This is a genomic window from Martinezella tropici, from assembly GCF_003287875.1.
In the GTDB taxonomy this organism is placed as follows: Bacteria; Pseudomonadota; Alphaproteobacteria; order Rhizobiales; family Rhizobiaceae; genus Rhizobium; species Rhizobium tropici_C.
Window position 1 is genome coordinate 193494 of the sequence record NZ_QMKK01000042.1, and the last position, 14525, is coordinate 208018.

The 14525-nt window shown below is 56.8% G+C and carries 12 protein-coding genes; 4 read left to right on the forward strand and 8 right to left on the reverse strand.

Going from position 1 to position 14525, the window contains the following annotated elements; genetic code table 11:
• Nucleotide 1: 1 nt before the first annotated feature.
• Nucleotides 2-835, reverse strand: a complete 834-nt coding sequence (locus tag DQ393_RS17285) for an SDR family oxidoreductase (protein ID WP_112342975.1) — start codon at nt 833-835, stop codon at nt 2-4.
• Nucleotides 836-931: 96 nt separating this feature from the next.
• On the opposite strand from DQ393_RS17285, the gene DQ393_RS17290 reads away from it, so the two are divergent.
• Nucleotides 932-1831 (forward strand): LysR family transcriptional regulator, encoded by a 900-nt coding sequence (locus DQ393_RS17290; RefSeq protein ID WP_112342976.1) that lies wholly within the window; start codon nt 932-934, stop codon nt 1829-1831.
• Nucleotides 1832-1926: 95 nt separating this feature from the next.
• Here the strand turns inward: DQ393_RS17290 and DQ393_RS17295 are convergent, their stop codons facing one another.
• Together DQ393_RS17295 and DQ393_RS17300 are read right to left on the reverse strand one after the other, a co-directional pair.
• Nucleotides 1927-2253 carry an Atu4866 domain-containing protein gene (locus DQ393_RS17295; RefSeq protein WP_112343071.1) on the reverse strand — a complete coding sequence of 109 codons (327 nt, stop codon included), beginning with the start codon at nt 2251-2253 and terminating at the stop codon, nt 1927-1929.
• A gap of 106 nt (nt 2254-2359) precedes the next feature.
• Nucleotides 2360-2914, reverse strand: a complete 555-nt coding sequence (locus tag DQ393_RS17300; RefSeq protein WP_112342977.1) for a nuclear transport factor 2 family protein — start codon at nt 2912-2914, stop codon at nt 2360-2362.
• Nucleotides 2915-3086: 172 nt separating this feature from the next.
• On the opposite strand from DQ393_RS17300, the gene DQ393_RS17305 reads away from it, so the two are divergent.
• The 3 genes from DQ393_RS17305 (at nt 3087) to DQ393_RS17315 (ending at nt 5431) form a co-directional block, all read left to right on the forward strand.
• Complete coding sequence (locus tag DQ393_RS17305; protein WP_112342978.1) at nt 3087-3977, forward strand: LysR family transcriptional regulator; 891 nt, start codon at nt 3087-3089, stop codon at nt 3975-3977.
• 268 nt (nt 3978-4245) lie between these two features.
• Nucleotides 4246-4617, forward strand: coding sequence for a MarR family winged helix-turn-helix transcriptional regulator (locus tag DQ393_RS17310; RefSeq protein WP_245430388.1), 372 nt, complete (start codon nt 4246-4248; stop codon nt 4615-4617).
• Between the two features lie 4 nt (nt 4618-4621).
• A complete protein-coding gene (locus tag DQ393_RS17315) occupies nt 4622-5431 on the forward strand; it encodes an NAD-dependent epimerase/dehydratase family protein (RefSeq protein ID WP_112342980.1) in 810 nt (269 codons plus the stop codon).
• Nucleotides 5432-5485: 54 nt separating this feature from the next.
• Here DQ393_RS17315 and DQ393_RS17320 read toward each other — a convergent pair whose 3' ends face one another.
• From DQ393_RS17320 to DQ393_RS17335, 5 genes are all read right to left on the reverse strand, one after another.
• A complete protein-coding gene (locus DQ393_RS17320) occupies nt 5486-7009 on the reverse strand; it encodes an ATP-binding protein (protein ID WP_112342981.1) in 1524 nt (507 codons plus the stop codon).
• A complete protein-coding gene (locus DQ393_RS17325; RefSeq protein ID WP_112342982.1) occupies nt 7006-7725 on the reverse strand; it encodes a response regulator in 720 nt (239 codons plus the stop codon). Before DQ393_RS17325 ends, DQ393_RS17320 begins: the two co-directional genes overlap by 4 nt.
• A gap of 599 nt (nt 7726-8324) precedes the next feature.
• Entirely contained in the window at nt 8325-8564 is a 240-nt protein-coding gene (locus DQ393_RS34315) for a hypothetical protein (RefSeq protein WP_146758986.1), read from the reverse strand.
• Nucleotides 8565-8982: 418 nt separating this feature from the next.
• Nucleotides 8983-12129, reverse strand: a complete 3147-nt coding sequence (locus tag DQ393_RS17330) for an efflux RND transporter permease subunit (protein ID WP_112342983.1) — start codon at nt 12127-12129, stop codon at nt 8983-8985.
• Nucleotides 12130-12137: 8 nt separating this feature from the next.
• Nucleotides 12138-13391 carry an efflux RND transporter periplasmic adaptor subunit gene (locus tag DQ393_RS17335; RefSeq protein WP_112343072.1) on the reverse strand — a complete coding sequence of 418 codons (1254 nt, stop codon included), beginning with the start codon at nt 13389-13391 and terminating at the stop codon, nt 12138-12140.
• Nucleotides 13392-14525 lie beyond the last annotated feature (1134 nt).

Here is a 14525-nt window from a genome sequence, read left to right on the forward strand (position 1 = left end):
TTCACAGATCCTGCCTATCGGCGGAATTCGCCACTCCCCGCTGCGCCTTAAGGGCGGCGAGGCGCGCGGACAGCGCCTGTGAGATCGAGGAATAGGCCGTGCTGCCCAGCGCCAGCCGCAATGGCGGCGTCTCGCTCTCGGCGGCTGTTATGATTGCGGACACGGTGCGCGCCGCATCTCCCCTGATTTCGAAGCTACCCTCAGTGATCGCCCGGCGAACGGCGCCGGCAGGAGTTTCGTCATAGGCATCCATCGGTTTCGCGCAGACGAGATTGGCTCCGAAATTCGTGCCGGTTGGTCCCGGCTCGGCGATGATGACGTCGATGCCGAACGGAGCCACTTCCTGTGCCACGGCTTCGAGGAAGCCCTCGATGCCCCACTTGGTCGCATGATAGAGGCTGAACCCGGGATACGCGATCTGCCCACCTTCGGACGAGACCTGAACGATCCGCCCGCCGCCTTGCTTTCGAAGAAGGGGCAGTGCAGCACGGATCAGATGAATGGATCCGGTAAGATTGGTGGCGATCTGCCGGTCGATCTCTTCATTCGTGAGCTCTTCCGCAGCACCGAACAGGCCATAGCCCGCGTTGCTGACGATCACGTCTACGCGGCCATGCCGCTTAAAGGCTCCTTCGACGGCCGAGACAATGCTCTCCGGCTCGATCACATCAAGCTGAATGGTATCCAGGTGCTCGCGATATTCCTGCTCAAGTTGCGTCAGTGGTCCTGAGCGGCGGAGCGTTGCAATCACCTTGTGCCCTTGGGCGAGTAACTGCTGCGCCATTTCGAAACCGAGTCCGGAAGAAGCGCCGGTAATGAACCATGTCTTTGGCATGTGATTTTCCTCATCTGTTCATCGCCGAATGTAGACCCGCACGATTGGTGATATAAGGCTGCCAATTTGAGATGAAGTGGTGAGGATAAATCACGAATGATGCGCCCTAGTCTGAATGACCTTGCCGCTTTTGCCGCGGTTGCCAATCACAAAAGCTTCCGCAGAGCGGCCGACATCATGGGGGTCTCGCGCTCCGCCCTCAGCCACGCGATCATCGGATTGGAAGCAAAGCTGGACGTCCGCCTCTTCAATCGGACGACACGCAGCGTATCTCTGACGCAGGCCGGCGCGCGCCTGCTCGCGCGACTCGACCCGGTTCTGCAGGAACTCGATCGGGCGCTCGACACGTTCTCGGAGGAGCGCGGCACTCCAAGCGGCACACTTAGGATTAATGCGAACAAAAGCGGTGCCCGCATCTTGCTCGCAGACGTGGTGCCGCGCTTCTTGGATCTTTATCCAGATGTCGAGCTTGATCTCGTGTCGGAAGGTCGGCTCGTCGATATCGTGGAACAAGGTTTCGACGCGGGGGTACGTCTGCTGGAAGCCGTCCCGAAAGATATGGTCGCAGTGAAGTTCGGAGGCGACGTCCGTTTCATCACCGTGGCGGCGCCGTCCTATCTGGACGGCAAGGCAAGGCCAAACATGCCCGACGATTTACATGCGCATCGCTGCATCCGCCAACGTCTGCCCAGTGGAAAGCGCTATCGCTGGGAATTTTCCAGACGCGGTGCCGAAGTGGCGATCAACGTCCAGGGCAATCTCACCCTCGATGACAATGATCTTCTCGTGCAGGCGGCGGTGGACGGGCGCGGTATTGCCTATGTGCCCGAGTATTTCGCACGGCCGTTTCTGGCGTCCGGCCAGTTGCTCACCGTACTTGATGAATGGTGCCCGCCGATACCGGGCCTGGCACTCTATTATCCGCGCAGCCGGCACCTGCCGTCCACGTTACGCGCCTTCATCGATCTCCTGCGAGAGGTGGAAAAACAACGATGACAGGGCGGCGGTGAATGGCGTCCGTCCCATCAGGTAGATTGAGGAAGACCTGCGGCACCCAGACCCGTTTCGCATCGCGCAGGCTCGCCCGGTGTTTACGGTGTCGCCGGCTTGCGCCGCAAGATCATGCCGCCATGATGCAGAGTGTTGGCATCGACGAAATCGCCATCAGCGGTGAAGCCGGTGTCGTCCCAATACTCGATATGCGTCCCGTCTACTTCATACCGACCCTCATAAGCTCGCTCGCGCTGACCGCGGGCTTCGATATAGCGTCCGCTCGGCAGAAGTTCGTGGCGAACATGGTTGTCGTCGGTGACCCACGTGCCAACGTAAGGATGTTGCGGCTGCGGATTGGCCTCCTGTGCTTCTGCGGGTTGGATCGAAAGGGTGGCCGTGATGATTGCTTCAAGTGCCTGTCGCATGGTCCTGCTCCATTGAGCGTTGCTGTTCTCGGTTTGGAAGCCATGGCGCACGGATGCGCGGCTATCGGTCGGCATACGCTCAGGTCTTCCGAACCGCAGGCGTCGGTCATTGGGACCGCGGGGCGTTGTTGTCGACCACCTGCTGATAAGCAACGAGGTCTAGAAAGGCCTCCGCATTGACGACGAGGCCGTCCTTCATCTTGAGTATCCAGACGAACTGGTTGCGATAAGGTGCGCCCGACGTCGTGGTTGCCGTTCCGTCGAAGCGGATGATGATCGTGTCCCCGTCGGCGAAGATGTTGTGCACCTCCGGCGCGATCGGAGTCGCGAGCCGGCTGGTCAGGGGACGCGAGGCCTTCTCGATGAAGTCCTTCTGGTTGCGATAGCTGCCGGCGACCGGCCCGGAACCATGGATCGTCCAGACGACGTCTGGAGCGAGGAGCTCCCCGAAGACATAGGTGCCTCCGCGCCATTTTTCGAAGGCGGCTTCGACGATCGCCTTGTTTCGTTGCTCGATAGCCGCACTGTCCGCAGCCTGCACCTGCGTTGCCGTGGCGTTTGCAATAGCTGTGCCCGGCAGGGCGAGCGACAGCAATGCCAGTGTGATCAGAGCTCTACGGCTCGCGCCGGCGACCCACTGGCGTATCGGAAGAATGGTCATGGTACAGTCCTTTCCTGGCTGCTGAGAGCTTGATGAGAGCCATCGACCGGCGATGAAGCTGCGTGCACCGTCGACAGGCCTCGCGTCCTAGTTCGTGAGATCCAAAGTAGGCGCCTCGATGAGATCGGACAATTTGCCCAATGATGACCGCTCTGGTAAAACTATCTAACCAATGGCAATCGATCTAAATGGCATTTCCGTTTTCCTGGCTGTCGCCGAAGCGCGCAGCTTTCGTGTGGCCGCGGAGAATCTGGGCGTCACTCGACCAGCGGTCAGCCAGGCTGTCCGACGGCTTGAAGATCGGCTGGGCGTCGCGCTCGTGCGGCGCACGACGCGCAGTGTCAGTCTCACGGAGGCCGGCGAACGACTGTATCACCGGGTGGCGCCGGCGATTTCCGAAGTCGGACTGGCGCTCGACGCGACGGCGGATCGCGACAGTGCGCCAAACGGGCTATTGAGGCTGGCAGTGTCGTCCATCGCCGAGCAGTTCATTTCGGGGCCGCTTCTGGCGCGTTTCGCGGATGCCTTTCCCTCAGTTCAGATCGACGTGACGGTCACGGATGAGGAATTCGACATCGTCGCGGAAGGCTATGACGCGGGGGTGCGATTGGGCGAAGTCATCGATCAGGACATGATCGCCGTTCCAGTCTTGAGCGACCAGCGCCAGGGCGCTTTCGCCGCGCCGTCCTACATCGAACGTTTCGGCAGGCCTGAACATCCTTCGGAACTCTCCGCCCATCGCTGTATCGGCTGGCGCCCCGCGCCGCATAGCGCGCCCTATCGTTGGGAATTCGGTGAGCATGGACGCGAGTTCGACGTGGCTGTCGACCCGCAGATCACCACCAACGACATGTGGCTTATGATCCGCACAGCCTGTGCCGGTGGCGGCATCACCTTTGGTATGGAAGACACGTTCAAACCCTATGTCGAATCCGGTCAGTTGGTCCCTCTCCTGCAGGACTATTGCCCTCCCTTTGCTGGCTTTTTTCTTTATTACCCCAGCCGGCGCAATCTCGCTCCGAAGCTTCGGGCACTCGTCGACCATGTGAAGCGGTGCCGATAGCGCCCCAACGACGTCGTCGTCATCACAGTCATTGCCGGCCTGATCGCGTCGCTGACGTCTAAGACGGCTGTCCAGCTTTCTGACCGGCCCCTTGGGATCGCTTCATCCGGGTCCAACGGCATCGAGCCTTGACATTCGTTCGCTACCTTGCAATTATCGTATGGTAGCGAACGAAATAAGTGGGCTTTTCATGCGGGATCAGGCGGACACCAAAATTCTCTCCGTGGGAGCATGGACGAAGCGGTGTTACTTCGCGGGCCGGGCTCTCATGGACGAACGCTTGCGGCCCTTCGATCTGGGATCCACGCAATGGTATGTCCTCTGGTATCTCGTCAACAACGGCCCGTCCGTCCAGCGTGATCTCGGTCGCGCACTCGAACTGGAACGCGCGACCCTGAGCGGAATCATCGCCACGCTCGTCCGCAAGGACCTGGTCGCACAGACCGCGGATGGGGGCGATCAGCGTCAACGTCTGCTGACTTTGACAGCCGCCGGCGAGGCGCTGTGGCGCCGGATGCCTGATCTTTCTTTCATCCGCGATGCCGCCTTCGGCGGGATCGACGAGGCCGATCTGGCAACGACCATCCGTGTCCTCAAATTAGCGACCGAACGACTGCAGGCCCTGTTGCGAAAGGATTGAGCAAATGTCCGTATTGATCACCGGAGCCACCGGGCTCGTTGGAGAGCGACTTCTGCCGCGGTTGGTGGAGACCGGCTATGCTTGCCGAGCCCTGCTCCGGGCGGGCAAGAGCCGCGATGAAGAAATTGATGCCGTAACGGGCGATATTCTCGACCCTTCAACCCTGGCGAAAGCCGTCCAAGGGGTTTCCGCTATTGTGCACCTTGCGGCCGTCTTCCGCACGCGGGACACCGATCTCATCTGGAAGAGCAATCTCGATGGGACACGCAACCTGATTGCCGCCGTGAAGGCGCATGCTCCCGACGCCCGGTTCATCATGTCGAGCACCAGCCATGTCTACAACAAGGACAATCCGCATCCGGGAAGGGAAGACGACCCGGTTGATCCCCAGCATGCCTATCCCGCAAGCAAGGTTGCCGCGGAAAAGGAACTGCGCGAAAGCGGGTTGAACTGGTCCATCCTTCGCTTCCCCTTCGTCTATGGCGACGGTGACGGACATCTCCAATCTCTTCCCAAGCACGTCAGCACTTGGCATCCGGCCCAACGCATGAGCACGATCCACCATCGTGATATCGCACAAGCAATCACGATGGCGCTCAAAGGTGATTTCGATCGGCGCATCGTGAACTTGGCCGACGAGGCGCCCACCTCCATCTACGAACTCGCGGGCATGGTCGGATCCAGGTTGGCGCCGAATTCCGAGCCTCTCGAAAACCCCTGGTACCTGCATGTCGATACGTCCCTCGCCCGCAGCCTGGGTTTTCATCCTAGCATAAGGACTGTGTATCAGGCTTGGCAGCAGGGTCTTTCTTAGGACCAGTAGATTTAGCGTCCCGGCCAAGCTTTTAGAACACTGAGCCTCCATTGATCACTTGGTGTGCAGACTGATCGGCCTGACTTGTCGTCGCCGGCGCGAGGCGATTATCGCTGCACCAACGTTCCATCGTTTTGCGTTTGCAGTTCGGCCTGTTTCGCTATCGTCATGACGTGGTAGAGAAATAATTGTCCGCATACCGTTCTCCTTGGTGACGAACATGATATCGCCGCCATGCTGACGAGCAACTGCCCGCGCAATTGACAGACCGAGACCAATCCCACCAGTTTGCTTATTCCGCGATACCTCGAGCCTGAAAAATGGAGCGAAAACCTTTTCTCTCATGTCCTCAGGGATGCCGGGTCCGCGATCCTCAACGACTATGTCGACCGTGCCGGCCGTTTGAAGAATCAAAACCTTGGCTTCCCCTCCATATCGAACAGCGTTTTCAACTATATTGCGTACCGCCCGTCTAAGCCCGTCGGGCCGGCAGCGATATGTTATTTTGTCGGCGCTAACCAAAGTCACCGGGTACCCCAGATCTTCCTGATCGTCGCAGATGCTGCCGATCAAAGCCTCAAGTTGGATCGGACGCGTCTCTTCCTCTGTTGACTCGCCGCGCGCAAAGGCAATCGCCGCTTCAGTCATGCCCTGCAGTTCCTCGATGGTCGCAAGCATTTTTCGCTGGATCTCCTCATCCTTCACGAACTCGGTTCTCAAGCGAAGAGAAGTGAGCGGTGTACGCAGATCATGACCGATTGCGGCAAGCATTTTCGTTCTGTCATCGATAAACCTGTGCAAGCGGGCTTGCATCCGATTGAACGCAGACGCGGTTCGCCGAACCTCTTCCGGCCCCGTTTCCTCCAAAGGTGGAAGGTTCTCGCCCCGCCCAAGCGCCTCGGCAGCGATCGCCAGACTTTTGAGAGGCCGGGCGATTCGGTTGCCCACAAGAACCCCGATCAATGCGAGTACAGCAGCCGTCAGAACAAGCGAGCTTAAGGATGTCGAGGTCCACCAGCTTCCTTGCTTCATATAGAAGGCCGCGTTCAGATGCGTGCCATCATCTAGCTTCACGACCATGCCGTATCCGCGAGCTCCATCAAAATAAAGATACTTGACCGGTTGGCGAAGTGCCCATAGCTCCTGGAACGGAGCCTTCCAATCTTCGCTATTGTTGGATGAGGCGACTTTTTTTGCGCTCGGAATCCGCGGCACTGCCGTCCCACCTTCGAAGAACCGCACAAGGTCAACGTAGTTTTCAAGCGGCCTGCTGAATTGCTCCACCGCCTCCAATCGCCATGCGGACGCGCTCATGGGATCTTGAGCACTCATCCAGAAACGCGAGTCTCCAGTTTCGCTGGCGGTGAGGACCTGCTGCCTGGAACTTGGAACGGCGTCATTGACAAGGCGGGTTATCGTGCGAGTGCGGCTGAAGAACTCGCTCTTGGCGGCCGCATCCAATGCTTTCGAATGCTCGTTCCACGATATTACGAATGTAATGGCCTGCGCGATCAACAAGGCCGCGAGGGTGAAGCCGATAAACTGCGCCGCGAGACTTCTTGTCCATTTCTTTATCATTCAGAAGCCACTTCCACGGAGAGGCTGTAGCCGCCGCCCCAGTGCGTCTTGATGATTGAGGGGTTTTTGGGGTTGTCTTCGATTTTTTTCCTCAACCGACTGACTTGATTATCAATAGTGCGATCAAAGACGTCAGCAGTTCGACCGACTGTTAGATCGAGAAGCTGCTCTCGGCTCAATACTAGCCCCGGCCGCTCGATGAAGACCTTTAACAGCCGGAATTCCGCTGAACTTAATGGAATGCCAACGCCGTCGTCGCCAGAAATCTCCTGGCGACCAAGATTCACACGCCAAGGTCCCACCCGGACATTCTTCGGGTTTGCCGCGGCGAGAGCCATATTAGGGTTACCGGATCTGCGCAGCACCGCTCGAATGCGTGCCAGTAGTTCTCTTGGATTGAAAGGCTTGACGACGTAATCATCAGCGCCAAGCTCCAGGCCAATGATCCTGTCAGTGTCGTCGGCCATAGCGGTGAGAAAAATCACTGGGATCCCGGCGGACGCACGCAGCTGACGGCATACTGAAAGTCCGTCCTCCCCTGGCATCATCACGTCAAGAACAATGAGATCCGCCGTCTGTTTTTCCAACAGACGTCGTAGGGCTGCGCCGCTTTCGACGGCTGTGACTTTATAGCCCTGTTGCTCAAGATACTGTTGAACGAGATCCCGGATATCACCGTGATCATCAACAACAACTATATGCGCGGCCGCGTCCATGGTGATGTCCCCGTTTACCGTGAGAATACATCAAACCTACAGCTCTTCGCAGCCGAAAAAGTGTATCAAAGTTTCACGGCAGCCAATGGTTAAAGTGACGAGACACGATGCACACATTGGCATGAAACCCATTCTTCTTCTGGGCCTTTCGGGCGCTAACAAGATAAGTCGACGGGCAGTGGTCGGCATCTGGGCACGATCAAAGAGGGCGATTTGTATCGCCTGCTACAATCTTGGCACATATTGCCGACATTTCCACGTTAAAGTCGGCGGGTTGCTTCCAATCGACCCGGACTCCAGGTCTTGAATGCGACGACCGCACCGATGGCCTCAATTGGTCATCGGTGTTCAGCTAAACCCTAACAGTTGATGATTGGATTCGTATGTTGCTGTAGGAGGCAACTTAAGGCGCGCACCTTCAGCCAGAGCGAAGATCGCACATCGTTATGTCAGCCGACTTATCACGATCCTGTCTGTCGTATTGCGCCCAAAGATCAGTCTGCGCATCTAGCCAGCAATTTAGGCCGGCAGTGGGCAAAATCAGCTAGCTGCCCTCCCGCTACAATGCACATTCTATTCTCTCAAAATGCTAGTGGCCGCTAGAACAGCCTCACGCCTATCCACGTCGACGATCGGAAGCTGTGATGCCGCGCCCCGACATAGAAACAACCGCGGCGTAGCGCCTGTGCAATCGGCAAATCATCGATCTTCGGACCGTAGGTCACCGTCACCAGCACCGTACAGGCATCGAGCCACTTGTCTTTCAGCACATCGACCGGCAGTCCGCCGTCAGGTCGATTTCGCAAAGGGTTTAGCAGACGCCAAAGCCGTCTTGACATCGATGCCGGCAAGCGCTGCCATCTGCACCAGGAATGGCTGATATGGACGGTGCCGATGTTAGGATATCAGGCGGCGGCGATGACGGTGGCCATCCCCATATCGCGGCCTCTCATCCTCCAAGGCTTCCGCCGTCGTCAATAGATCCAGGGCTCATGCTCGTCTCAGTCCACGCAGCACCTCTTACCCTTTCCAAACAGCTCCCGCGCTTCAACACTCGAGATCCGAAGACAGCCGGAGGATCCGTGTTGCCAGTGCCTGGCGGCTCTTCTAACCGTTATCCGATTTGACCTTACACAACCCAGCAGCGACGTCGTGGTAGAGCTTCACGTTCGTCATCAATAATTCCCCACCTGCTTCTTGAGCGGCAACTACATTCAGTACACAGATTGTGGTGAATCAGCTTCCAACATTTGAATTTTATTGCGTAGGCACGTCCGCAATTGATTGAGCACGAGGTGATCTCGACCTGCCAATGCCAGCCAGTTTCCGGATCACAACATACAGTACCGGAATTAGGAATATGCCGAGGAGTGTCGCGGAAATCATACCGCCCATCACTCCGATGCCAATAGAATTCTGGCTCCCTCCTCCCGCGCCCGAGGCGGTTGCGAGCGGCAAGACTCCCAAGATGAAGGCGAAGGAGGTCATAAGGATAGGACGAAGGCGTTGACGCGAAGCCTCAATCGTTGCGTCGACGAGGCTCTTGCCTTTCAATTCCTCCGCTGTGGCAAACTCAACAATCAGGATCGCGTTTTTTGCTGTGAGCCCAATCGTCGTAAGTAGCCCCACCTTGAAATAAATATCGTTCAACTGGCCGAACTGGGTCGCCGCGACCAATGCTCCCAAAATTCCCACAGGGACTGAAAGCATGACCGAAAACGGTATCGTCCAGCTTTCATAAAGCGCAGCAAGTGCCAGGAAGACCACAACTATGGAGATGATGTAAAGGTGAAGAGCCTGATTTCCAGCGAGCCGTTCTTCAGCTGACAGACTGGTCCATTGATGCGAGAATTCATCTGGCAAATCATCGACCATGCGATCGATTTCCTGCATCGCTTGACCTGAGCTAACCCCAGTTGAGGGAGAACCCTGCAGCTGAACTGCGGAGACGCCATTATACCGTTCCAGTCTCGGTGAACCAAATCCCCAATGCCCCGTCGAGAAGGATGAGAGGGGAACCATTTCACCGCGATTATTGCGAACATGCCAACGCTCAAAGTCCTCCGGCTGCATGCGAAAATCTGCGTCCGACTGCACGTACACCCGCTTGATCCGCCCACGGTCCAGAAAATCGTTCACATAAGTGCCTCCCCAAGCCGAAGATAGGGTCGCGTTTATATCCGAGAGACTGAGACCCAACGCACTTGCTCGATCACGATCTATAGCTACCGAATATTGGGGACTGTCATCCTGTCCGTTAGGACGAGTTCCTCTCAGCCTTTCATTTTGGGCCGCGGCTCCCAACAGCTGGTTGCGAGCAACCATGAGGGCTTCGTGTCCAGCATTACCTGTGTCGCGCAGGAAGAAATCGAAGCCGTTATTGTTCCCGAAGCCCGGAATGGCGGGAGGAGCAAGTGCCACTACGCGGCCATCAGATATCTTCGCGAACGCCGCCATAGCTCGTTGAGCAATCGCCGCAGCCGAAGCCTCAGGTATTTGCCTTTCCCCGAAATCCTTAAGCGACACGAAAACGGTTGCAACGTTTTGGCCCTGGCCGCCAAAACTGAAGCCGACCGATCCGAATATTCCCTCAACGTATTCACGCTCGTTCGTCAGGTAATGATCGATTACCTGATCGAGAACTCGCCGAGTTCGATCCGCCGTTGCGCCGGGCGGCAACTGAACTGCGGTCACAAGACGTCCCTGATCTTCCTCGGGCAGGAAGGCGGAAGGCAGCCTGGCGAACAGAAAGGCAACTCCAACCGCGACTGCAATGAACATGACGACGCCAATAGCGATGCGGCGAAGCAGGACTTGTGTTGTCCGCTGATACAGATCTGTGAAGCTGGCAAACCCGGAATTGAACCATCTAAACGGCGCAGCCTTTGCCATTCCATGTTTCGGTTTTCTGAGAAGCGACGCGCAAAGAGCTGGCGTGAGCACCAAGGCTACGAGGACAGACAGGACCATGGCCGTGACAATGGTAACGGAAAACTGCCTATAGATGATGCCAACGGACCCCGAGAAGAAGGCCATCGGGATGAAGATCGTGGCCAGAACGGTCGTAATCCCTATGAGAGCGCTGCTAATCTCGCCCATCGACTTGATTGTCGCCTCTCGTGGGCCAAGATCCTCTTCCTCCATAACCCGCTCGACATTCTCGATGACGACAATGGCGTCATCCACGAGCAGGCCGATTGCCAACACCATCGCAAACATAGTGAGCGTGTTGATCGAGTAGCCGGATAGTCCGAGAACAGCAAATGTCCCAAGCAGCACGACAGGAATTGCCAACGTGGGGATTATCGTCGCTCTGATATTTTGTAGGAAGACGTACATGACAACGAAGACGAGAAAGACGGCTTCGATCAGGGTCGCCACTACACCCTCGATCGACAATCGAACGAAGGGCGACGTGTCGAATGGATAATGGACTTCGACATTCGGTGGAAAATTGACCCTTTGCCGCTCGATTTCGGCACGAATGCTTTCTGCCGTTTCCAACGCATTGGCCCCGGATGCCAATCTGAAGCCAATACCGGCGGCAGGCGTGCCGCTATACGTGCTAGAATTGGTGTAGCTTTCCGCTCCGAGTTCAACCATTGCAACGTCGCTCAAGCGGATCACGGAACCGTCTGCGGCACCATTGAGGATGATAGCCTCGAATTGCTCGACGGTTTGCAGACGACTCCCTGCCGTGACCGTTGCGTTGAGTTGCTGGCCTCGCCGTTGTGGTAATGCGCCGAGTTGCCCCGCCGAGACCTGCGTGTTTTGCGCCTGCACGGCCTGCGTTACGTCGCTGACCATCAACCCGTGTTGAGCTAGCTTGTCGGGATCAACCCATATCCGCATCGCGTATCGATCCGATCCGAGCAGCCGTGCCTCGCTAACACCTGGTACGCGTCTTAACGTGTCCATGAGCAAAGTATCGATAAAGTCGGCGATATCGTTGCCGTTAAACCGCCCATCGGGCGATGCAAGGGCGGCAATCAGGAAAAAGCTCGCTGTCGACTTCGAAACCGTCAATCCGCTGTCCAGAACCGCCTGCGGCAAACGCGCTTCGACGAGCTGAAGGTTGTTTTGAACCTGCATCTGAGCCACGTCGGGGTCAGTTCCACTGGTGAAGGTCAGTGTGATCGAGGCCTCACCGGTCGCCGTGGAACTCGACGAGACATAATCGACGTTGTCGATCCCAGTCATCCCTTGTTCGATAACCTTCGTAACCGAATCCTCGACCGTCTTCGCATCCGCTCCGGGATAATTCGCGGTGACCCGAACAGCGGTCGGCGCGATTTGCGGATATTGGGAGATCGACAATGCCGGGATCGACAAAGCTCCTGTCATCATGATCGCTATGGCAAGGACAAAGGCAAAGATGGGACGTTCAATGAAGAAGCGAGACATGATAGATCCTACTGGAGCGACACAGGTAGTGAGCCAGCAGCGGCCTGAGTGCTCCTTTTGGGCTCGCTCGACGATGCTGGCGCCTCCACGACATCTCGCAGCTCACCGGTTTCGTCTTCAACGATGACGACCCTTGTCCGAACCTGTTGCCCCATACGTGCTCGCTGGGCCCCCTCAACGACAACGCGATCACCATCGAAAACGCCACCTGTTACGAGCCAGCTATTTCCGATCGTGCGGTCGACGGTGAGAACACGTTCTTCGACCTTCATATCGTCGGTTACGAACTTTGCTGTAGCTTGTCCTTGCGGATTGCGTGAAACCGCGCGCTGGGGCACCAGGAAACTGCCCTGCACGAAGCCCTCTTCGATGAGCGCGCGTACATACATGCCAGGCATCAAGATGCCGCTCGGATTCGGAAAAACAGCACGCAGCGAGACCATGCCCGTCGATTGCGAGACCGCTGACCCGGAAAACTGCAACTTTCCAGGATGCGGATATCTCGATCCGTCTTCCAACCTGAGTTCAACGGTAACATACTCGCCATGAGTTCTGATCTGGTTTGACGCCAACGCCTTGTTCAAAGCCAAAAGGCTAGAACTCGACCGCACGAGGTCGACATTGACGATATCGTGTTGACGAATGACAGTCAGGGGCTGGGCCTGGTCCTGCGTGACAAGAGCACCCTGCGTGACATTGGAGGCGTCGACGCGCCCTCCGATCGGTGCCACGATCGTTGTGTAGTCAAGCTCGATGCGAGCGGTTTCTAAGGCTGCATTCGCCGCAGCTACGTCCGCCTCGGCCTGAAGCAACTGGGTGCGGGCCTCGTCAAGATCCTGTTGGCTTGCGATATCACTGGCGCGCAGTCGCTGGTATCGATCAAACCTAGCACGCGAGCTGGGGACGGCGCTCTCAGCCCGTCGTAATGCAGCTTGCGCATTTCGGTATGCGGCTTCGAAAGGCGTTCGATCCAATTCGTACATGACGTCGCCGGCCTGAACGACGCTCCCTTCTTCGAAGACTCGGCGGCGAATAGTGCCGGTCACTCGTGGCCGGACCTCGGAGACCAAGTGGGCGCTTGTTCTTCCCGGCAATTCACGCGTGAGCGTCACGTTCCGTCTTTGCAGTGTCTGAACGCTTACCTCCGGATCCTGGTCCTTGGCAGATTGCTGGACCGCGACATTGGCGTTTGCGCCGGCCAGTACAAAGACCCCGCAACCGAGGAGTATTGAGAACCAAACTTTAAGGTAACGTCGCATCATTGAGAGCACCATGAGTAAAGGGCTGCGTCCGGCTGCAAACCCTTGGCGAGCACAGTCTTGAAGGGAAGGCGGAGATTAACGAAGACTTGTCTCGCGGCTATGCCGCAGATCCCGCAAAATGTAACAGTGTGTAATGAGTGCCATTACAATGAAATCCGCATATTCCCGAGGGTGCGGAGAGCGAGCTAGAGTTGGCGCTTTGATCTGGAAGCGGTATCTTCCTCTAGGTGACGAAGAAGTTGCTGCGTGGTGCCAGGGCGCTGTTGCGCGATCCGCAGTAGCTCGTGCGCCGCCCTGAGGGCGACGTCATCATTGAAGGCGAGGTTATTGTCCTCACAGAAGATCGTTAATGCCCGTTTGGCTTCACGGAGCTGCCAAAGTCCAAGCGACATTTTCATGCCTCCAAGCTGTTTCAACTGGCGCCATATTGCCAGTGTGATGTCGCTTAGCTGTGCCGGAAATGTATCAAATGATACCGACGGGAAGGTAGGTCGGCAGGTAGAACCTGTCGTCCCACTTTTTAGGTTCACAGACCGCTATTGTTTGCTCATTATTGACGTTGAGTGAGGTCCAGAGCCAGAGCGGAGCTCTTGATGAGATTGGACCGCCCGCGGCGCATTTTTATATAACTTATTGAAATATCTATACATTATACATGTCGCGACGGCTTCGGTGCGGTAATCAGATTTATGGAACTACATCAGACAGCCGTGGGATCGAATAGATCGTGGATGGAGATAAAGCGCTGCAGTTGTTGCCGCGACTTGAAGCTTCATGATCCGCTCACGTCGTTGGATTCGAGCAATGACGCACTGGAAAGCAGTGACCGGGCTGCAGCTTGATCTCAATGGCGAGCCCTTCGCCTGAATCCAGTCAAACAAAGTGACATTGCCCACCCGAGCAGCTAATCGCATTTGGTAGGGCTTAGACAATTGCAAGCTGCCCCTCAGTGTTGGCTTAGAAGGCTTGATTGCCGGCATAGAGGCAGGCTTGAGCGGTGCTGTGGACTTGTTCCTTACCGCTTATCAGCTCGCTGATTGGGCATACCTCAAGAGTTTTGCACTAAGTCCTGCACCTTGATCCGATTGCACGTTTTTTGGTGGGAAAATCCGGTGCGTACTGGCGCATGATATT